Genomic DNA, 21,770 nt, shown 5'->3' with positions numbered 1-21,770 from the left:
GGAGGTTCATAATTATGGCCAGTTTTTTCAAAAATTTTACTAGAAAAGAAGATCCCACTATCTATCAAAGTAAAGATGGACATTTAAAACGTACTTTACGTGTTAAAGATTTTCTTGCATTAGGTGTAGGTACTATTGTATCAACATCTATTTTCACATTACCTGGTGTAGTAGCAGCAGAGCATGCTGGTCCAGCCGTAGCTTTATCTTTCTTATTAGCTGCAATTGTTGCTGGTTTAGTTGCATTTTCATATGCTGAAATGGCTGCAGCCATGCCTTTTGCTGGTTCTGCATATTCTTGGATTAACGTTTTATTTGGTGAATTCTTTGGATGGGTAGCTGGTTGGGCATTACTTGCCGAATACTTTATTGCCGTTGCCTTTGTAGCTTCTGGTTTTTCAGCCAATTTAAGAGGACTTGTGTCTCCTTTAGGTATTATGTTACCTAAGTCTTTATCTAACCCTTTTGGTGCAAATGGAGGAATTATAGACTTAGTTGCAGCAATTGTTATTATTTTAACTGCATTATTATTATCTCGTGGTATGAGTGAAGCTGCTCGTATCGAAAATATTCTTGTTATTTTAAAAGTTCTAGCGATTGTTTTATTCGTTATTGTTGGATTAACAGCAATTCAAGCAAGTAACTATGTTCCATTTATTCCAGAGCATAAAGTCACTGCAACTGGTGATTTTGGTGGATGGCAAGGTATTTATGCAGGTGTATCAATGATTTTCTTGGCATACATAGGATTTGATTCAATTGCTGCCAACTCAGCTGAAGCTATTAATCCGCAAAAAACGATGCCACGTGGTATTTTAGGTTCGTTAATCATTGCGATTGTTTTATTCGTAGCTGTAGCTTTAGTATTAGTTGGTATGTTCCATTATTCAAAATATGCTGGGAATGCTGAACCTGTTGGTTGGGCACTTCGTCAAAGTGGACATGGTGTAGTAGCAGCAGTAGTTCAAGCTATTTCAGTCATCGGTATGTTTACAGCATTAATCGGTATGATGTTAGCTGGTTCACGTTTACTTTATTCATTTGGTCGTGACGGATTATTACCTTCTTGGTTAGCCAAATTAAATGATAAACATTTACCTAATAGAGCGCTTGTTATTCTCACTATTATCGGTGTTTTAATTGGTTCAATGTTCCCATTTGCTTTCTTAGCTCAATTAATTTCAGCAGGTACATTAATCGCATTTATGTTTGTATCTATTGCAATGTATAGTTTAAGAAAACGTGAAGGCAAAGATTTACCAGTTCCAGCATTTAAAGTACCGTTCTTCCCTGTATTACCTGTCATTACCTTTTTATTAGTCTTGCTTGTATTCTGGGGATTAAGTTTTGAAGCTAAACTTTATACATTAATCTGGTTCTTAGTTGGTATTGTGATTTATGTATTCTATGGTATTAAACATTCTAAAAAGAATGATGAAGATGATTATGTCGTACCAAAAGATTAAAATAATGAACTCACTTATATTTCTCATACCCCCTTTAGAAACATTCATTTGTTTTTTAAGGGAAGTATACTGAAAAAGAGCAAGAAAAGACATTCACTTAACGTCTTTTCTTGCTCTTTTAATATATTTTACCAACCTTGTCCTTCTATACTATATTCATTTAAATCGCCATCTTGTAGTGCTTGAAGCGCTTCTTCAATAACATCTAACGCTTTATCTAACTGTTCATAAGTAATCACGAGTGGCGGTTGAAAACGTAAGACGTTCCCAGCAACTGCAATAATCACTACACCATGTTCAAAACAGTAATTACAAATTTTCAATGCTTCTTCAGCAGCTCTTTCTTTTGACTGTTTGTCTTTAACAATATCAATTCCAATAGATAACCCAATACCGCGCACATCTCCTACGTAATCGTATTGATCTACCCATTGATTCATACGTTGACGCACGTAGTTTCCTTTTTTAGAACTAACTGTTAGTAAGTCGTCATTTTCTATCATTTCAATCGTAGCAAGAGCTGCTTCACAACTTACTGGATTTGCTCCTGTTGTAAATAGATGTGCTGGTGCTTCAAGACTTTCAATGATTTCTTTTCGACCCACAATCGCTGACATTGGTAATCCACCTGCTAATGATTTACCAAATGTAATGAGATCTGGCGTAAAGTTAAAGTGGTCCACAGAGCTCCAAGAACCTGTACGACCTAATCCTTGTTGGATATCATCAACAGCAATTAAAATACCGTATTCTCGACATAACGCTTCAAGTGCTTCAAAATAGCCTTCTACTGGTTCTAATAATCCACCATCTCCTTGAATCGTTTCTAACACAATACAAGCTACTTCCTCAGCTGGAACATATTTAACAAACATCTCTTTCAATGGCGCTAAATACTCTTCAACAGTGTTTGATTTAGATTGTTCAAACATCCCTCTGTATTTATCTGGAAATGGAATATGATAAAAACCATTTAATAAAGGGCCATAATGTTTACGCATATTTAAACTGATAGTCGACATTGATAACGCTCCAAATGTAGAGCCATGATAAGCATTTGTAAAGCTGATAATATAGGGTCGTCCTGTATAAGCACGTGCAAATTTGATAATACCATCATTCGCATCCGAACCACTCAAACCAAATGTGACACGTTTTTCATAATCACCTGGCGCAATATCGCATAACTTTTTAGACAGTTTCACTAAAGGCTCGTGATACATATATGCGGGGGTATAATGAATAAATTTATCTACTTGCTTTTTAATCGCCTCTGTTACCTGTTTTGGTGCATGACCCACATTTTGTGAGCTTGCACTAGCTAACAAATCGATGTATTCTTTTCCATCTATATCTACTAAAGTTGCTCCATATCCATGATCAATCACTAATGGATAATATTTTATACGTCCTGAAGTAGCAAAATACTTACTATCTTCTTTTATCATGTCCTCTGCTTTACTCAAGGTGACTCATCCTCTCCCAAAGTATGAATAACTTATATCTAACTTTCTTTATTGACTTCAATTCTTGTGATAATAATCAATATCTTACTAATAATTGTCAGATTTGTAAATATTTTCAGAAAAATTAAAATATATTTTTCTATCTTTTAAACAATGATAAATATAAATCACAAAAGGTCTCTAATAGAGACCTTTTGTGATTTATTTGTTTTCGTATGGAATAACATCATCGCCATATTCTTTTTTAATATACGCTTTGATTTCTTTAGATTGCATAACTTTTAATAATGTTTGGAATTTTTCATCATTTTTATGACCTTCTTGAACGGCAATCGTATTCGCAAATGGTGATGATTTACCTTCCATAACAATAGCATCTTTAGACGGTTTTAAACCATTATCAAGCGCATAGTTTGAATTTATAATGACTGCAGCTCCTTCACCATTCTTATATGTTTTTGGTAAAAACTCTGCACCTTGTTGATGGTTAAATTTCAAGTGTTTTTTATTTTCAGCAATATCCTCAAATTTTGCATTTTCAATTTTAACGCCTTTTTTTAATTTAATTAATCCTTCATTAACAAAGAAAGATAAAAAACGTCCTTCTTCTGCAGGATTATTAGAAACGTAAATCGTCGATCCATCTGGAATGTCTTTTAAATTTTTATATTTTTTACTATATACACCCATAGGCGTCGTAAACACTTTACCTAATTCTTCAATTTTATAACCATGACTTTTCTTTTCAGCATTCAAATATGGGACATGTTGGAAGAAGTTCGCATCAACATCGCCTTTATCTAATAATTTATTAGGCACCTTATAATCATTAACTTCTTTGACTTCTAAATCATATCCTTTTTTCTTCATTTCTTCCTTAGCTTTTTTTAACACATCACCATGAGGTGCTGGCGACGCTGCTACGGTAATTTTTTTATTATCTTCTTTCTGATTTCCACAAGCTGCTAGCGTTATCGTTACTAACAAAATACTGATCATACCTATTAATTTTTTCATATGTATTGACACCTTTTTATAAATTTTCAATTCTCATTTCCTCTTACTAGATATGTAAAGACATAAAAAAATACTTTCAACTATTAAGAGAAAGCATCGACACACTTTCTCTCATCTTCTAAAGTATGATTAACTTTATGTGAATTAGCACCATGTCATACAATGACGGTTGCTGGGTTTCGTAGGGCACATCCCTCCACCACTCTTGATAAGAGTTAATAGATTATTGAATTATTAATAACTTATCATTGATTTAAACTTTGGTCAACATGTTTTTTCAATATTCTAAAAATTTAAAAAGTGTTAAATCTAATATTTCAGGGAATATTCTTATAGTATGTATATAAGAAGGAAGGAAAATTATGATCCGTTATTTTTATCATTGTCTTAGTGCTTTAGTTATAAGTATTATCTTATTAATTACAATGACTATCATGGATGGCATAGTTCAATCGACTCATCTTACTTTATTGTTAATTAACATCGATTTCTTAATTGATCCAAGCAAAACGCCGTTATTATTAGAACTAGCCATTCATGTTTTTATAGGATGGTTAATATATTTTATTTTCTTACTTATTTATCACGTCTTTAAACCATTATATAAAATAAGTTATGTCTTATTAATGATTGTTTTTGCCTCTCTTTATCCGTCACTCGTCGTTATGGCAAAGCGTTCATTCTTTCACTTTAGCTGGAATGAATACGGTTTATGGATGATTGCTCATATTATTTTTATGATTTTAATGGCTTGTTCCATTCCATATTTTTCTAAAAAGAAGTATTAATGTCCTATATAAATCATGTGATAAATATTGATTTAATGTTTACAAATTATTTATTCTTTAAGTTAAGTTAAAGATTTATTATGTTTTTTTTAAAATCCCTGTTTCTGATCTATTCAAATGCTACACTCTAGTTGTAATTGATCATGAATGAAATGGGGTTTTCATTATGAAGAAAGTATCTTTCGTTGCATCTACACTTTTAACAAGTACAATGCTACTTACAACGACTCAATCTGTAGAAGCACATACTACTAACTTAGTGACTAAAGAAAATGCTAAACAAATTGCTACAGATGCATTATCTAATAGTGGAGGTAATCCAAACCTACAACGATTGGGTCGTACTGTTGACAAAGGAGACTACTTTGAAATTATAAGTCATAATAGATTAAATGAAGGCAATGGAATGTATAAAGTTCATAAAAATGGCGAAGTTGAGTACAAAAATGGTAGATATAGTGACTTTAATCAACTTCAAGATACACGCATTCATGCAGAATCAGGTATCGCTAAAGCCGCTAAAACAACCTCTTCTAATCATAAACAAGTTAATTCTGTTGATTGTGCACGTGAACTCAACCGTTATTATGTAGGAACGGTTGCTTCTTCTGAGGTGCCATCATCTAAGTCACTTAAAGATACTCAAACCTCACAATCTTCTGTTAAAACACTCCCAAGTACTGGTGACGATACACAACAACACTCAATTCAACTTTTAGCCTCACTTCTATTAGTTATGGGAACTTCATTATTACTAAAACAAAAACATCATAGTCATTCTTATTTATCTACTGAACATTTCTAATAAATAAAAAAAGGAATGCGTCAAGGAATTCAAAATGAATTCTGACGCATTCCTTTCGTTTAAATAGTCTACAAGATAAATCATTTCCATACTAAATGAATATACGAGAAATTGTCTCCATATTATTTATTTTTATTATCCGCTTGTTCATTATCTTGACTATCAGAATGTTGATCTTCTTTGTCATTAGTTTGTTCTACACCTTCAGGGTCTTGTTCTTTAGCATTACCTTTTTTAGGATTATAATTAACACCTTCTGTATAATCATTACCTGCATTCCATAATAAGAATTCATTAACCCCGTTATCTTTTAAAGCTTGAACTTCTTCAGATATCGCTCTTGTATCATAATCAATATAATTGCCAGCACCTAAATATGAAGCGGTAAAGTCTTGAATCCATGGTCTTGAAATAGGCTTATCTTTACCTAATGTATCTAATAAACTATTTTCTTTTTGAATATAACGATTAACTGTTTTATATGGTTCCGTATCTGGTGCTTGTAAACCGAAATCTCCATTGCTCCAATGAGATGGATAAATCATTGATGAAATGGCATCTACATTTTTAGAGATTTTAGGGAAACTTTGACCAATACCAGGTGCATTTTCAACTAATGCAGAATAACCAAATACATCAGCTGACACATTGACGCCCATTGGTTTTAATTCTTTATTTGCATATTCTAAGAATTTAGTAATTGTATCTACACGTTGGTCGCCTGAACTCATCTGACTATTTTTATATTCCCCTTTATTATACGTTAAGCTATCCGCTTGATTTTCAAATCCTTCAGGGAAGCGTACATAGTCAAATTGAATATCTTGGAAGCCTGCTTTTGCAGCTGCTTTTGCAACATCAATATCATACTTCCATACTTCCTTCATAAATGGATTAACAAAGCTATCCCCTTTACCATTTGTCCAAACAGAACCATCACTATTTTTGAATGTCCATTCAGGGTGTTCATTTGCTAATTTTGTATCTTTAAATGTTACAATACGTGCAATTGGGTAAATATTATTATCATGCAGTTTTTTTAATAATTTTTTACCATCTACAATATCAAGCGTATTTTTATCCACTTGTTTATTGCCAGTATTTAATTTCATAGTAATGTTACCTGTATCATCTTTCACATCAATAACCATGGTATTTAAATTAGAATCTTTGATGAATTTAACTAACTCATCCATTTTTTTGCCCTGTGTAGAATTACTTGTTACATAAATCCCTTTAACACCATCTTTAGGATAATCTACTTTATTTTCATTTGTATTTTTATCATTATTCTTTTTCAATGCATCACTTTGACTATTACCACTTTTATTACTAGATTGCTCATTTTTCTGATTTCCATCTTTTTGTCCACTATCAGATGCATTATCTCCATTACTACAAGCAGCCAGTAATAGAGCACTTGTTGTTAATACAGCAAAAATTTTATTTTTCTTCATTACTGTTCCTCCAAGAAAGTATATACGTATTAATTAAGAACTTAGTTATCATATATAAACGATTTAAAAATAAAGACTAACTTCAATTAATAAGAACTTAACTTATTTTAGAATAGCATATTTCAACAAAAAATATACAATACACTAAAGTTTTATAAAATATTCTATTTAATAATTACATATATTAAAATTTTAAAGAAATTAGTTTATATTTTTTAAAGAAAACGTAAAGATAATGCTTTAGAATCATCGATGATCCACTGAACATTTGGTATTGATCTTTTCATTTGTTGCATGATAAATTGCTCATTATTTTTAGGAAAATCCCAAATATACTTAATAAATTCAAAACTTAATGTTTTAGGATTTCCTCCGATATGTTCTCTTTTAAATAGTGAATATATGTAACGCTTGATTACTCTAAATATACATTTTACTTTTGGTTCTTTAATCCATATGACTTTAGTTGCATATTTTAATCTCATACTAAGTGTACTAGAATAATTTCCATCAATAATCCATTCCTCTTTTACTACAATAGATTCAAGTTTTTGTTTTAATTCTTCAAAAGTAATGACGTTTTTATTATTAAGCCATTGAATTTGATCAATATGGTAAAGTGGCAGTTGATATTTTAAGTGTAGTTGATATGCCAATGTTGATTTTCCAGAACCAGGGCTACCAATAATTAATATACGTTGTTTCATAACAATCCCCTTTGAATATGTTTGAATGTTTACATTAAATGTATAAAATACGGTAATTTCATAAAATTGTAAATTGTTAATTAAGAAATTTCAATAATTAATTACTTTATACTTGAGAATATTATTATTTTTTACGATAATAATATTGAAAGTTTATTAAAGGAGTGAAAGGCATAATGAATAAAGAACAATTAGAAAAAGTAAGTCATGGGAAAGGATTCATCGCTGCATTAGACCAAAGTGGTGGTAGTACTCCAAAAGCATTAAAAGAATATGGTGTAAACGAAGATCAATACAGCAATGATGACGAAATGTTCCAACTTGTACATGATATGCGTACACGTGTTGTCACTTCACCTTCATTTACTTCAGATAAAATTTTAGGTGCGATTCTATTTGAACAAACTATGGATCGTGAAGTTGAAGGTAAATATACTGGTGACTACTTAGCTGATAAAGGTGTCGTTCCTTTCTTAAAAGTCGACAAAGGTTTAGCTGAAGAGCAAAATGGTGTCCAATTAATGAAACCTATCGACAACTTAGATGAAACTTTAGACCGTGCAGTTGAACGTCATATCTTCGGTACTAAAATGCGTTCTAACATCTTAGAATTAAATGAACAAGGTATCAAAGACGTTGTTGAACAACAATTTGAAATTGCTAAAAAAATCATTGCTAAAGGTTTAGTACCTATCATTGAACCTGAAGTAAACATTAACGCTAAAGACAAAGCTGAAATCGAAGAAGTATTAAAAGCTGAACTTAAAAAAGGCTTAGATTCTTTAAATGATGATCAATTAGTAATGTTAAAATTAACTATCCCTACTAAAGCTAACTTATACAAAGAATTAGCTGATCATCCAAATGTTGTTCGTGTTGTTGTATTATCTGGTGGTTACAGCAGAGACGAAGCAAACAAATTATTAAAAGACAATGATGAATTAATTGCAAGCTTCTCACGTGCATTAGCAAGTGATTTACGTGCAGGCCAATCAAAAGAAGAATTTGATAAAGCTTTAGGCGATGCAGTAGATTCAATCTACGATGCTTCAGTAAATAAAAATTAATAGTCAGATTTTTATTCAAAAGTGATGAGTAACGTGCTCATCACTTTTTTCATGTTTTTAAGCAGTTATAACCATTAAATTTATTTAATAAAAAAACTGTTAACAGAACGTGATGTCCTGTTAACAGTTTTCTAATTTTTCTTATTTAGCATTAGTATTTTCATAGAAACCTAATTCTAATTGTTTAGATGTTAAACGACGAGTTTTTCTCATTAAGTCAACATCATGAATTAATGATTCACCATATGAAGGAATCATTTTTTTGATTTTTGGTTTCCATTCATCTAAATATTGTTCGAAGTTTCTTTCGATAACTTCTAACGCTACTGAAACTGATGTAGAAGCCCCTGGTGATTCACCAAGTAAAGCAATGATAGAGTGGTCTTTAGAGTCAACCACTTCTGTACCGAATTGGATGAATCCTTTACCTTCTTTTTCATCATCTTTAATAACTTGTACACGTGTACCAGCAGTATATACTTGCCAATCTTCATCACGAGCTTCAGGGTAGAACGTACGTAAGTGGTTCATACAACCTTCTTTAGTCATGATGATTTGGTCAAATGAATATTTAAGTAATGACATATTCTTAACTGCTGCAGCTAATAACGTAGTGATATTGTGTGGTTTAACTGATTTGAATAAATCTAAGTTAGAACCATGAATTAAGAATTTAGGACCAACATTTGCGAATGGTCCGAATAATAATGTTCTTTCACCATCGATATAACGAGTATCTAAGTGAGGAACAGTCATTGGTGGTGTGCCAGGTGGCTCTTTACCATAAACTTTCGCATCATGTTGTTCGATAACTTCTGGATTTGTACAAGCGATAAATTGACCAATGATTGGGAAACCACCGATATGTTTACCTTCTTCGATACCAGTTTTTTGTAATAATGGAATAGATCCACCACCAGCACCGATGAATACATGGTCAGCTTCTTTAGTAAAGACTTTATTGTTAGCTAAGTCTTTAATTTTAACTTGCCATTTACCGTTAGATAAACGTTTGAAGTCTTGTACTTCATGATTATAGTTGACGTTTACGTTTGAATCGTCGTTTTGTAAGTTATGTGCCATTTTACGAGTTAATTCACCGTAGTTAACGTCAGTACCTTCGTCGATTTTACTAGCAGCCATTAAGCCATCATCGAAACGACCTTGCATCATTAATGGAATCCATTTTCTCATTACTTCGATGTCTTCAGTATATTCGATATCATCGAACATTGGGAAATCTTTCATTTTTTCGTAACGTTCTTTTAGGAATTGAACGTTGTTTTTACCACGTACGAAACTGATATGTGGTAAAGGATGAATGAAATCTCTAGGATCTTTAATTTGTCCTGATTCTACTAAATGACCCCAAAATTGTTTAGAAATTTCAAATTGTTCATTAATTTCTTTTGCTTTTTCAATGTCAATCGTACCATCTGGTTGTCTTACAGTATAGTTTAATTCACATAATGCAGCGTGACCAGTACCAGCATTGTTACGTTCATTTGAACTTTCAATACCTGGACGATCTAAACGTTCATAAAGATCGATGTTCCAGTTAGGTACAAGTTCATTGAACATAGATGCAACTGTTGTACTAATTACACCAGCACCGACAATAATCATATCTTTTGATTCTGTCATGTTTGTACACCTCTCCAAAAATTATGTTTCACAATATAATATAATTACCTGTTGCTCTTGTTTCCCTAATATCTAGTAATCAATATATTGTTTTTAGTAATGTGTTAAGTCTTTCATTACTATGTTAAAACAAATATAGTAAATTGTAAATCAGAAAAACTTAATTATTTGAATTAATGAATTCATTATCATTAAATTAAGCAGAAAGATTTATCAATATAAGCTAAACAGTAAGAATGTTTAGTTGAATGATCAAAGTTTTATTATAACATGATGTCATTACAATCACTTAATGATTTACTTACAACCTTATATGATGATTATTTATTATTTTGTAAAAACTTTTCAATATAAAAAGCTGATTCTTCAATTGATTTATACTCAGTATTAATCACTGTAGCATTTAATTTTTTAAATACTTCTTCTGCATAACTGAGTTCTTCTTTTATACGATTTAAATTATTATATTGAGACGCTTTTGACAAACCTAATGTTTCAGCACGACTTTTTCGTATATTTGCAATATACTGTGGACTTGCAGTTAATCCAAATACTTGTAACCCTTTTTGCTTAAAAACACTGTCTGGAATACTAACTTCAGGTACTAAAGGAATGTTTGCTATTTTGTAGCCTTTATTCGCTAAATACATACTTAATGGTGTCTTTGAAGTACGTGATACCCCTACAATCAATGCATCTGCTTCACCTATATCAGAAAAATGCTTACCATCATCATATTTAACTGAATATTCAATGGCTTCAATACGCTTAAAATAAGCTTCATTTAACTTTCTTAATGCACCACTTTCCATCAATGGTTTTTCACCTGTCACGTGTTCAACAATGCTAATTAAATCAGACATATAATCTACATATGGGATATCATGTTCTCTAGCAAATTCGTGACCAAGTGCATTAAATGATTCACTTACTAATGTCGTAGCTACTATTGCGTTGTGTTCTTTCGCTAAATTTAATATATTTAAAAATTCTTCCTCATCTTTAATATAAGGAAATTTTTTTATTTCTACATTATTTAAATCTGGAAACTGGGTTAAGGTTGCATGAATCATACGTTGAGCAGTTTCTCCAATTGAATCTGAAACAATAAACAATTTTAAATTATGCGCTTGTGACTCGACTTCATTCATTTTTGATTACTCACTTTCCTCCACTTGACTTTGAGCAGTCGCTAAAATTGCTCCTGGAATTCGGAATGGTGAACATGATACATAATCAATTGATAAGTGATTGAAATAATGAATAGATTTCGCATCTCCACCTAATTCACCACATACACCAATCTTAATATTTTCGTTCACTTTCTTTGCCTGTTTAACTGCCACTTCAATTAGTTTTCCAACGCCATCTTTATCTAATGTTTGGAACGGGTCAAGTTTCAATATATTTCTTTCAGTATACACATTTATAAACTTCCCTGCATCATCTCTAGAAAAACCAAATGACAATTGTGTTAAATCGTTCGTACCAAAGCTGAAGAAATCACAATGTTTTGCTAATTCGTCTGAAATAAGACATGCACGAGGCGTTTCGATCATTGTTCCCATTAAGTAATCTACGCTTTTCTGATGTTGTTTTTCTAATTGGGTAATCGTCTTAACAAGGTTTTCTTTTAAAGTGGTAAATTCTTCTACTGTAGACACTAACGGAATCATAATTTCTGGTTTACACTGAATGCCTTCTTCTTTTAATTTAAATACACTTTCAATAATCGCTTCTACTTGCATTTCATATAACTCAGGGTATGTGATTGCTAAACGACAACCACGATGTCCAAGCATTGGATTCACTTCGTTTAAATCCACAATGCGTTTATCTAATGTTTCCTTCGGTATATTTAATTGCTTCGCAACATTCGCAATATCTTCCTCAGAATGTGGTAAGAACTCATGCAATGGCGGATCAAGTAAACGCACTATGGTAGGATGTTCACCTGATAATTTAAAAATTTCTTTAAAGTCTTCTACTTGATATTGTTTAATATGATTAAGTGCTTCGAGACGATCTTCACGAGAGGATGATAGAATGAAACGTCTCATCTCTACTAGTCGCTCAGCCCCAAAGAACATATGCTCTGTACGTACTAATCCGATGCCTTTAGCGCCAAATTGGTAACCTACTTTAATATCTTGAGGTGTTTCTGCATTCATACGTACTTTTAAACGAGCTGTTTTTTCTGACCACTCCATAAATTGATTGAATGACTCACTATGCTCAGCATTGACTGTTTTAATCTCACCTAAATAAATGTCACCTTCTGAACCATCAACTGAAACCATATCTCCTTCATGTAGTGTTTGATCGCCATAGTATACCGTCTTAGCACTCGTATTAATTTCTAAATCAGAACATCCTGTCACACAACATTTACCCATTCCACGAGCTACAACTGCTGCATGAGACGTCATGCCACCATGTGTGGTTACAATCGCTTCACTTGCAATCATACCTTCAATATCTTCAGGAGACGTTTCTGGTCTCATCAAGATCACCTTTTTACCTTGCTCTGATTGTGCTTTCGCCTCTTCAGCAGTAAATACAATTTGACCTGTTGCAGCACCTGGGCTCGCTGGCAATCCCATTTTAGATACAACTGTTGCTTCTTTTAATGAAGACTCATCGAAATTAGGATGTAAAAGTTGATCAATTGATTTTACTTCAACTTTTTTCATTGCTTCTTTTTTAGTAATAATGTCTTCATTCACTAAATCTACAGCAATTTGAATAGCCGCACGTGCTGTACGTTTACCATTACGAGTTTGGAGTAAATATAATTGTCCATTTTCAATTGTAAATTCAATATCTTGCATATCTTTATAATGTTTTTCTAATTGTTTTGTCACATCTACAAATTCTTGATGAACCTCTGGCATTTGATCGTGTAATGTTGAGATATCTTTAGGTGTACGAATACCTGCAACAACATCTTCTCCTTGCGCATTAAGCAAATATTCACCAAATAATTTATTTTCGCCAGTCACTGGATTACGTGTAAAAGCAACGCCTGTCCCACTATTATCTCCACTATTACCGAAAACCATTTCTTGGATATTTACTGCTGTACCAATGTCGTGTGGAATATCATTTAAATCTCGGTAAATACGAGCACGATCATTATCCCAAGATTTAAATACAGCTTCTATAGCTTCTTCCAGTTGTTTCAAAGGCTCTTGCGGGAAAGGTTGATGTACTTCTTCTACATATATCTCTTTAAAGCGCTTACAAATTTCTTTTAAACCATCTGCACTAATGGCAGCGTCATTCTCAAAATGATGTTGTTTTTTATACTGTTCGAAATATGTATCAAATGCTTGCATAGGCACACTATATACGACTTCACCAAACATTTGTAATAAACGACGATAACAGTCATAAGCAAAACGTTTATCCCCAGTTTTTTCAGCTAATTTTTCTACATTTTCATCATTTAAACCCAAGTTTAATATTGTATCCATCATTCCTGGCATAGAAATTTTTGCCCCACTTCTTACAGAAACAAGCAATAAATTCGTATCAGAAGAGAAGATTTTTCCGGTTCTCTCTGAAAATGAAGCCAAGTGATCAATTAATTCTGTTTTGATCTCAGTAGATAATGACTTCCCTTGTTTTAAATACTCAATACATGCTGTTGTGGTAATGGTGAAACCATCTGGTACAGGTAAACCTAAGCGTTTCATTTCAGATAGATTAGCTCCTTTACCTCCCAATAAATCTCTCATTGATTTTTGTCCTTCATCAAATGCATAAATATATTTAGTCATTATAAATCACCTCAAATTTTTATTATGTCATACTAATTATTTAAAAGTATGTCATAATAATGCATGAAATACAATTAAAATTATCTTTATTTTCAATTTTTTTAAATATAGACATATTTCCAACATTGATGTTATCTGATACATCAGTATTCTCAGGATAAAAAATCAGTATAAAAAAACACTGATAAATTAGTGACATACTAATTTATCAGTGTGATGAATATGATTATTTATTTTGAGCGTTGTTATGTTTTGTGCGTTCAGCTTCGCGTAATTCAACACGACGAATTTTGCCAGAGTTTGTTTTGGGTAAATCTTCTACAAATTCAATCGCACGTGGATATTTATATGGTGCGACTACTTTTTTAGAGAAAGTTTGTAACTCTTTCACTAAATCATCACTTGGTTTATAACCCTCTTTTAAAATAATAAATGCTTTAACAATATTGCCACGAATTGGATGTGGACTTGCTACAACTGCACATTCTTTTACCGCTTCATGATTTGTGAGTGCATCTTCAACTTCGAAAGGTCCAATAGTATAGCCAGAACTAATAATAATATCGTCACGGCGACCTTCAAACCAGAAATAACCATCTTCATCGATATGTGCTAAATCTCCAGTAATATAATAATCTCCTGCATGTGCATCTTTTGTACGTTTCTCATCTTTAAAGTAACCTTTAAATAATCCAGGGAAATCAAGTGGTAATGCTATATTACCTTTTACATTTGTATCCACTTTGTTTCCCTCATCATCAACAACTGCTACACGACTACCAGGAATAGCTTTACCCATAGAACCAGGACGTTGTTCTGTATCTTTTAAGAAACCAATTAATAGCGTACTTTCTGTTTGTCCATATCCGTCACGCACTGTTAAATTAAAATGTTTACGGAATTGTTCAACGACTTCTCTATTTAATGGTTCTCCTGCAGATACTGCACTGTGTAAATGATCTAAATTGTATTTATCTAAGTTATCTAATTTTGCCATCATACGGTATTCTGTTGGTGTACAACAAAGCACATTAATTTTAAATTTTTGTAATAATGATAAATAACGAGAAGGATTAAATTTACCATTATACACAAATGCTGTCGCTCCTGATCCCATAATAGATAGGAATGGACTCCATACCCATTTTTGCCAACCAGGTGCAGCTGTTGCCCACACCAAGTCATCTTCTTTTATAGCTAACCAATGTTCAGGTGCCATTTTCATATGAGCATATCCCCAACCATGAGAATGTGTAACAGCTTTTGGATTACCTGTAGTTCCAGAAGTATAAGATAAAATAGCAACATCATCTCTTGTTGTATTTGCTGTGTCTAATTCATCACTTTGCTTTACTTTTTCCTCTTCAATACTAATCCAATTCTCTTCATTTCCATTAATAACAAATTTTGTTAATTCATGATATTCTTTAATGTCTCTAAATTCTTCTATAAAATCAGCTAACGCAATAACTGCATTAATTTCTCCATGCGTAATACGATATTGTAAATCTTTTGTTCTTAACATTTCAGAACTCGGGATAATTGCAATACCTAATTTTAATGCTGCAATATAAAGTTCATACGTGATGATAGCACGTGGCATCATGATTAACACTTTATCGCCTTTTTTTAGTCCATGGTTTAATAATACATGTCCTACTTTATTAGCGTTTTTAATTAATTCAGAGTATGTCACACTAATGGGTTCTTCTACACCATTTTCATAAATAATTGCTTGTTTATTTTGATTTGAAGCATGTTTTTCTATTTCAGATACAATATTATATGTTTCTGGTGCTAATAAATTTAAATGATTCATTACTTTACTTTCCTTCCAATTTTTAAGTCTTCATTGTTCATAAAATCATACATCTTAATTTCATGCAATTCTACGCGGTATTTGTTTTAAATATAAAAAAGATTAAGTTTCTATACCAGTATATTACTTTTTTAGAAACTTAATCTTTGAATATTAAACATATTATCTATATCAATACTCGTTTCTAAATTAGCAAGTTCTATTCTTACATTATAAGATAAATCGCGATTAACTGTTTTATTATCGACACCTTGTTTAGTGCCTCTTTTTTTATGCGTTTTACCATAAGCGTCTGAACTTTGCCAATCATAGAACGATTGTCGATCTTTCCATAACGTCAAAATAATATAATGACGATGCTTAGTTTGAGGACGTAAAAAACGTAAAGCTTTGAATCCTGGCACATCTTGTAAATATTTAGTGCGCTTTAAAAATTTAGATTCAAATTGAGGTTCATTACCTTCATTAACAAACAAGTGATTTAAAACACACATTGAATCGTTTGTTAACTCATTTATTGACTCAAGTACTGTATATAATTGAACATCATTATTTTTTTCGATAGACATCGTTTGATCTTCTTTTTCTTCTATGACATATGTTTTATAATTATCAGTTAAAGTCATTTCTTTGTTCCTTCATTTCTTAACTAGCTTTAAGCTATCATTTTTTATTTTTGCTATTCACATCTATCTTTTTTCATATAACGAAAGGGAACGTTTAACAATTTCTAAGAATTCATGATCTAACATCGACATCTTAGAAAAGTAATCAAGTATATTTTCAGCAAGATATTCATGTTTTGGAAAATCTTGGTCTTGATTTATCCATGATGCAAGTTCACCTAATGGGGTCTTATCATCAATAAATCCTTGCATAAAATCATAGAAACTCATCAACTCACCCCAATATCTAGATATAGAATAATACTATCATGACACATTCTTTAATACTAGAATATCAACTCGACTTCTACTTTAAAAATGTAAATTGATTTCTTATAAATATATAGTATGACTGCTTATTCAATAGTTAGATAGTTTAATACCACAGCACCTACTGCTTCTGCTGCAACTAACATACTTGATTCATCAATCGTAAATTTAGGATGATGATGTGGATATGCTTTACCCTTTCTAGGTTTTGCTCCAGAATATATAAAAGTACTTGGCAATGTTTTAGCATAAAAAGCGAAGTCTTCAGATGGCGGTTGAGGTTCACATATTTCTACGCCTTTAACATCAGCTAATTTTGACTGTTTAATTGTTTCTGCAACATATTCAGTAAAATCAGGATCATTATACAATGCAGGATAATCTTTACTAAATGTAAACTCACAATTTACACCAAACGTTTCTTCCAAACCGTGAACTATTTGTTTTAAAGCCGTTTCAATACGATCACGTGTAGCATCTGTCAAAGCGCGAACGTCACCTTCAATGGTTACTTTATCTTTAATCACATTAAATTGACCTTTACCATCAAATGATCCAATTGTGACGACACCCGTTTCAAATGGATTAAGACGACGTGAGACCACTGTTTGAGCGGTAGTAACGAAATGAGCTCCCGCTACAATCGCATCATTTGCAGTATGCGGAGAAGAACCATGTCCTCCTTCACCTTTTACAATTAATTTAAAGTAAGAACGTCCTGTTTGAACGTTACCCTTATGATAATAGACTTTACCAGGCGCCATATTAGTCATCACATGGGTACCTAAAACATGGTCCACGCCATCCAATACGCCATCTTCAATCATACCTTTAGCTCCACCAGGTGGCATTTCTTCAGCGGGTTGATGAATAACAATTACTTTGCCACTGAACTGAGATTTCATTTCTATCAATGTTTCTGCCAAAATAAGCATATATGCTGTATGTGCATCATGTCCACACGCATGCATGACTCCCTCGTTTTTAGAAACAAATGATAAACCAGTATCTTCTTGAATGGGAAGCGCATCAAAATCTGCTCGAATAGCAATCGTTTTCCCAGGTTTACCACTATCTATCGTCACTTTTACACCATGTTGTCCTATATTTGTTTCTACCTTACAATCTTTATCTTTATAAAAATTAGCAATATATTTGGGTGTCTCAGTTTCATGAAATGATAGCTCAGGATATTCATGTAAATGTCTGCGAATCTCGATCATACGTTTTCCCTTATCTTGTAAACGTTGCACTAAATCTTTAATCATTTCATTTCACTCCTTCTCTTTCATTCATTATATGCCTTTACGTATTAAAAATGTTGTAGAAGGGGATATTTAAAATAAAAAGGTCAGAATCATCTTTGATTCCAACCCTTATTTCATATAACTATTTTATTAATGTTTATAGTATGGATCGAATTCCATTGCTCCAGCGTTTTCATCACTCACACCATGTTTATAGTAATCAACATATTGTGGTTCTAATGGTTGTTTACCACGAATGATATCAGCTGCTTTTTCAGCGAGCATTAAAACTGGTGCATGAATATTACCATTAGTAGTGCGAGGCATAGCAGACGCATCAACAACACGTAAATTTTCCATACCATGTACTTTCATAGTTAATGGATCTACAACTGCCATTGGATCTGACGCTGGCCCCATTTTAGCACTACAAGAAGGATGTAAAGCAGTTTCGCCATCTTTACGTACCCAATCAAGAATTTCTTCATCTGTTTGTACAGATGGTCCTGGTGAGATTTCACCGCCATTATATGGATCCATCGCAGGTTGAGATAGAATATTACGTGCTACTCGAATTGCTTCAACCCATTCTTGTTTATCTTCTTTTGTTGATAAATAATTGAATACAATACTTGGTTTTTCAAATGGATCTTTTGATTTAATTTTTAAACTACCACGTGAATTTGAATACATAGGACCAACATGTACTTGATACCCATGCGCCACTGGTGCTTTTTGACCATCATATCTTACAGCAATCGGTAAGAAATGGAACATTAAATTTGGATATGCAACTTGATTGTTAGATCTAACAAAAGCGCCACCTTCAAAGTGGTTTGAAGCTGCTGCACCTTTACGTGCAAATATCCATTGTAATCCAATCCAAGGCATACGTTTTACATCTAAGCTTGGTTGTAGTGAAACTGGCTGCTTACATTTATGTTGAATATATACTTCTAAATGGTCTTCGAAGTTTTCTCCAACACCAGGTAAGTGCATGCGTGGTTCTATACCTTTAGATTTTAAGAATTCAGAATCACCGATACCAGACAATTGCAATAACTGAGGTGTATTAAATGCACCACCTGAAAGAATCACTTCACCGGCATTCACAGTATGAAGTTTACCATTACGTTTAAACGTTACACCAGTAGCTTTCTTACCTTCAAAATGTATTTTAGTAACAAATGCACGTGTTTTAACTGTTAAATTTTTACGCTTCATTGCAGGACGTAAATAGGCACGTGAAGCTGAAACACGACGACCATTATGTACTTGGCTATCAAATGGACCAAAGCCTTCTTGTCTATATCCATTGACGTCGTTTGTTTTATGATAACCTGCTTCAACACCTGCATCGAAGAATGATTTAAATAATGGATTTGTGGCTGGCCCACGTTTTAATTTAATCGGACCATCATGTCCTCTATATTTATCATATGGCGCAGCTCCAAATGTTTTTTCTAGTTTTTTAAAATAAGGTAAACAATGTGCAAAGTCCCAAGTTTCCATTCCTTCTGGTTCAGCCCAGCCTTCATAATCCATTGGATTACCACGTTGATAAATCATGCCATTAATTGAACTTGAACCACCTAATACTTTACCTCGAGCATGGTCTACCTTACGTCCCATATGCGGTTCTTCTTCAGTTTGGTATCTCCAATCGTAAAATGGATTTCCTGAAGGAAACATCAATGCTGCAGGCATTTGTATAAATAAATCCCATGGATAATCACTACGTCCTGCCTCTAGTACAAGTACTTCTTTATTTTTATCTTCTGACAAACGATTTCCTAATACTGATCCAGCGCTTCCTCCACCAATAATTACGTAATCATATGATTGATTTTTACTCATATATTGCCGTCCTCCCGTAAAAATATAATTCTTCTATTTAAATACAATTTAGTTTGATTTGATACATCTTTATACTTCAAAATAAATGGACCGTAAAATAATACGCCTACGGTCCTTTATAGTTAAATTGTAAAAGTTATTTACTAAAGAAATTTACAGGTTCTGGATTTCTATTTGTAAGAATATGTTTAGATATTAAATATTCTTCTAATCCTTCTTTACCTAACTCACGTCCAATACCAGATTGTTTATAACCACCCCATGGCGCTTGAGCGAAGTAAGGATGGAAGTCATTAATCCAAACTGTGCCTAGTTTTAATTTATTAGCTACACGTTGTGCTTTTCCTATATCTTTAGAAAATACTGCACCTGCTAAACCATAAATTGAATCATTAGCGAGTGCAATCGCTTCTTCTTCATTATCGAACCCTTCTACTGTAACAACAGGACCAAATACTTCTTCTTGAACAATTCTCATATGAGTATCGCAATTAGTGATTACAGTTGGTTCAAAGAATAAACCATCTTTTAAATCTTCATCGTCTGGACGTTTCCCACCGATAGCAATGGTTGCACCATCATCTTTAGCAACTTTCATATATTTTTCAATTTTATCTCGATGTTCTGGAGAAATCACTGGACCCATTTCTGTATCACTATCAAATCCATTACCTAATTTAATTTTTCCAACGCGTTCAATTAATGCTTTTTCAAATTTATCTTTAATATCGTTATGCACTAAAATTCTTGAACCTGCTGAACAAACTTGACCTGCATGGAAATATCCGCCATTTAATGCTTGATCTACAGCTAATTCAAAATCAGCATCATCAAAAATAATATTTGGATTCTTTCCGCCAAGCTCTAATGCAATATTAGTTACATGATTTGCAGCATTCTTCATAATGTGTTTACCAGTTTCAATTCCACCCGTAAATGATACTAAATCAACTTCTTTATGACCTGATAATGTATCTCCTACTTCTTCACCACTACTTAATATTAGGTTGATAACCCCTTTAGGGAATCCAACTTCTTCCATTAATTCAAATACACGAATTGTTGTTAATGGCGTAATTTCACTTGGTTTCATTACTAATGAGCAACCAGTTGCTAATGCAGGTGCAATTTTCCATGAAGCTTGTAATAATGGATAATTCCAAGGCGTAATTTGTGTAACTACACCTACAGGTTCTTTGACAAGTTTACTTTCAGTGTTAGGTATTGGAGAATCAATAATTTCTCCTCCGTCTTTATCCGCTAAACCTGCAAAATAATTAAACACATTTGCAATATCATCCATATCTGCATAAGATTCCTCTAATGTCTTACCAGTATCTAGCGTTTCTAATTTGGCTAATTCATCACGATTTTCTGTAATTTTATCAGCAATTGCTCTTACTTTTTTACCTCTGACTTCACTTGTTTCTTGTGACCACTCACCATTTTCAAATGAACGACGTGCTGCTAAAATAGCCTGTTCTGCATCTTTCTTAGTCCCTTCAGTAACAGTAAAAATCACTTCTTGATTATATGGATTAATAATATCTCTAGTATTTTTGTTAGCGCTCTCTACCCATTCACCATTGATATATTGGCGATTAGACAATGCTTTTACAAGTTCCATCATACTACCTCCGTTAAGTTTGTTAAATTTTTATTTAACGAATTTTACAAAAGTAGCTTATCATATTTCTTACTTCATTGCAAAAA

17 protein-coding genes and 1 riboswitch are annotated in these 21,770 nt (G+C 32.6%); of the genes, 4 read left to right on the top strand and 13 right to left on the bottom strand.

Features of this window, described 5'->3' with window-relative positions:
• Positions 1 to 14: 14 nt before the first annotated feature.
• Complete coding sequence (locus HMPREF2881_RS03095) at positions 15 to 1,466, top strand: APC family permease (protein WP_002488279.1); 1,452 nt, start codon at positions 15 to 17, stop codon at positions 1,464 to 1,466.
• Positions 1,467 to 1,594: 128 nt separating this feature from the next.
• Here HMPREF2881_RS03095 and HMPREF2881_RS03090 read toward each other — a convergent pair whose 3' ends face one another.
• A complete protein-coding gene (locus HMPREF2881_RS03090) occupies positions 1,595 to 2,932 on the bottom strand; it encodes an aspartate aminotransferase family protein (protein ID WP_002488208.1) in 1,338 nt (445 codons plus the stop codon).
• Between the two features lie 201 nt (positions 2,933 to 3,133).
• The gene (locus HMPREF2881_RS03085) at positions 3,134 to 3,949 is read right to left on the bottom strand and encodes a MetQ/NlpA family ABC transporter substrate-binding protein (protein ID WP_002449288.1); all 816 of its coding nucleotides are present in this window, start codon (positions 3,947 to 3,949) and stop codon (positions 3,134 to 3,136) included.
• Positions 3,950 to 4,057: 108 nt separating this feature from the next.
• A riboswitch (SAM riboswitch) is annotated at positions 4,058 to 4,164 on the bottom strand.
• Positions 4,165 to 4,311: 147 nt separating this feature from the next.
• On the opposite strand from HMPREF2881_RS03085, the gene HMPREF2881_RS03080 reads away from it, so the two are divergent.
• Complete coding sequence (locus HMPREF2881_RS03080; protein WP_002449431.1) at positions 4,312 to 4,737, top strand: hypothetical protein; 426 nt, start codon at positions 4,312 to 4,314, stop codon at positions 4,735 to 4,737.
• A 166-nt stretch (positions 4,738 to 4,903) separates the two neighbouring features.
• On the top strand, positions 4,904 to 5,542 hold the full coding sequence (locus HMPREF2881_RS03075; RefSeq protein WP_002454800.1) for an LPXTG cell wall anchor domain-containing protein: 639 nt from the start codon (positions 4,904 to 4,906) through the stop codon (positions 5,540 to 5,542).
• Between the two features lie 122 nt (positions 5,543 to 5,664).
• Here the strand turns inward: HMPREF2881_RS03075 and HMPREF2881_RS03070 are convergent, their stop codons facing one another.
• Positions 5,665 to 6,999, bottom strand: coding sequence for a putative glycoside hydrolase (locus HMPREF2881_RS03070; protein WP_002488281.1), 1,335 nt, complete (start codon positions 6,997 to 6,999; stop codon positions 5,665 to 5,667).
• Positions 7,000 to 7,214: 215 nt separating this feature from the next.
• Entirely contained in the window at positions 7,215 to 7,706 is a 492-nt protein-coding gene (locus HMPREF2881_RS03065) for a P-loop NTPase family protein (protein ID WP_002449448.1), read from the bottom strand.
• 176 nt (positions 7,707 to 7,882) lie between these two features.
• Between HMPREF2881_RS03065 and HMPREF2881_RS03060 the strand changes: the two genes are divergently transcribed.
• Positions 7,883 to 8,773 (top strand): fructose bisphosphate aldolase, encoded by an 891-nt coding sequence (locus HMPREF2881_RS03060; protein WP_002449395.1) that lies wholly within the window; start codon positions 7,883 to 7,885, stop codon positions 8,771 to 8,773.
• 141 nt (positions 8,774 to 8,914) lie between these two features.
• On the opposite strand, the gene lqo is transcribed toward HMPREF2881_RS03060, so the two are convergent.
• The 9 genes from lqo to betB all read right to left on the bottom strand — a co-directional run bounded on the left by lqo (position 8,915) and on the right by betB (position 21,684).
• Positions 8,915 to 10,417 (bottom strand): L-lactate dehydrogenase (quinone), encoded by a 1,503-nt coding sequence (gene lqo, locus HMPREF2881_RS03055; RefSeq protein WP_002449218.1) that lies wholly within the window; start codon positions 10,415 to 10,417, stop codon positions 8,915 to 8,917.
• Between the two features lie 320 nt (positions 10,418 to 10,737).
• Complete coding sequence (locus HMPREF2881_RS03050; RefSeq protein ID WP_002449455.1) at positions 10,738 to 11,568, bottom strand: pyruvate, water dikinase regulatory protein; 831 nt, start codon at positions 11,566 to 11,568, stop codon at positions 10,738 to 10,740.
• Between the two features lie 6 nt (positions 11,569 to 11,574).
• Positions 11,575 to 14,199, bottom strand: a complete 2,625-nt coding sequence (ppdK, locus tag HMPREF2881_RS03045; protein ID WP_002454797.1) for a pyruvate, phosphate dikinase — start codon at positions 14,197 to 14,199, stop codon at positions 11,575 to 11,577.
• Positions 14,200 to 14,425: 226 nt separating this feature from the next.
• Positions 14,426 to 16,018 (bottom strand): acyl-CoA synthetase MbcS, encoded by a 1,593-nt coding sequence (mbcS, locus tag HMPREF2881_RS03040; RefSeq protein WP_002449501.1) that lies wholly within the window; start codon positions 16,016 to 16,018, stop codon positions 14,426 to 14,428.
• 131 nt (positions 16,019 to 16,149) lie between these two features.
• A complete protein-coding gene (locus HMPREF2881_RS03035; RefSeq protein ID WP_002488201.1) occupies positions 16,150 to 16,644 on the bottom strand; it encodes an antibiotic biosynthesis monooxygenase family protein in 495 nt (164 codons plus the stop codon).
• 63 nt (positions 16,645 to 16,707) lie between these two features.
• Positions 16,708 to 16,914, bottom strand: a complete 207-nt coding sequence (locus HMPREF2881_RS03030; protein ID WP_002488219.1) for a YozE family protein — start codon at positions 16,912 to 16,914, stop codon at positions 16,708 to 16,710.
• 125 nt (positions 16,915 to 17,039) lie between these two features.
• The gene (locus HMPREF2881_RS03025; RefSeq protein WP_002488192.1) at positions 17,040 to 18,221 is read right to left on the bottom strand and encodes an amidohydrolase; all 1,182 of its coding nucleotides are present in this window, start codon (positions 18,219 to 18,221) and stop codon (positions 17,040 to 17,042) included.
• Positions 18,222 to 18,350: 129 nt separating this feature from the next.
• Positions 18,351 to 20,057: a choline dehydrogenase gene (gene betA, locus HMPREF2881_RS03020; protein ID WP_002488224.1), complete on the bottom strand. Its 1,707-nt coding sequence runs from the start codon at positions 20,055 to 20,057 to the stop codon at positions 18,351 to 18,353.
• A 136-nt stretch (positions 20,058 to 20,193) separates the two neighbouring features.
• Positions 20,194 to 21,684, bottom strand: a complete 1,491-nt coding sequence (gene betB, locus HMPREF2881_RS03015; protein WP_037555815.1) for a betaine-aldehyde dehydrogenase — start codon at positions 21,682 to 21,684, stop codon at positions 20,194 to 20,196.
• Positions 21,685 to 21,770 lie beyond the last annotated feature (86 nt).

Source organism: Staphylococcus sp. HMSC057A08, from assembly GCF_001812925.1.
In the GTDB taxonomy this organism is placed as follows: domain Bacteria; phylum Bacillota; class Bacilli; order Staphylococcales; family Staphylococcaceae; genus Staphylococcus; species Staphylococcus hominis.
Note: the sequence above shows the minus strand (reverse complement) of the source record. Positions and strands in the feature narration are given on the sequence as shown.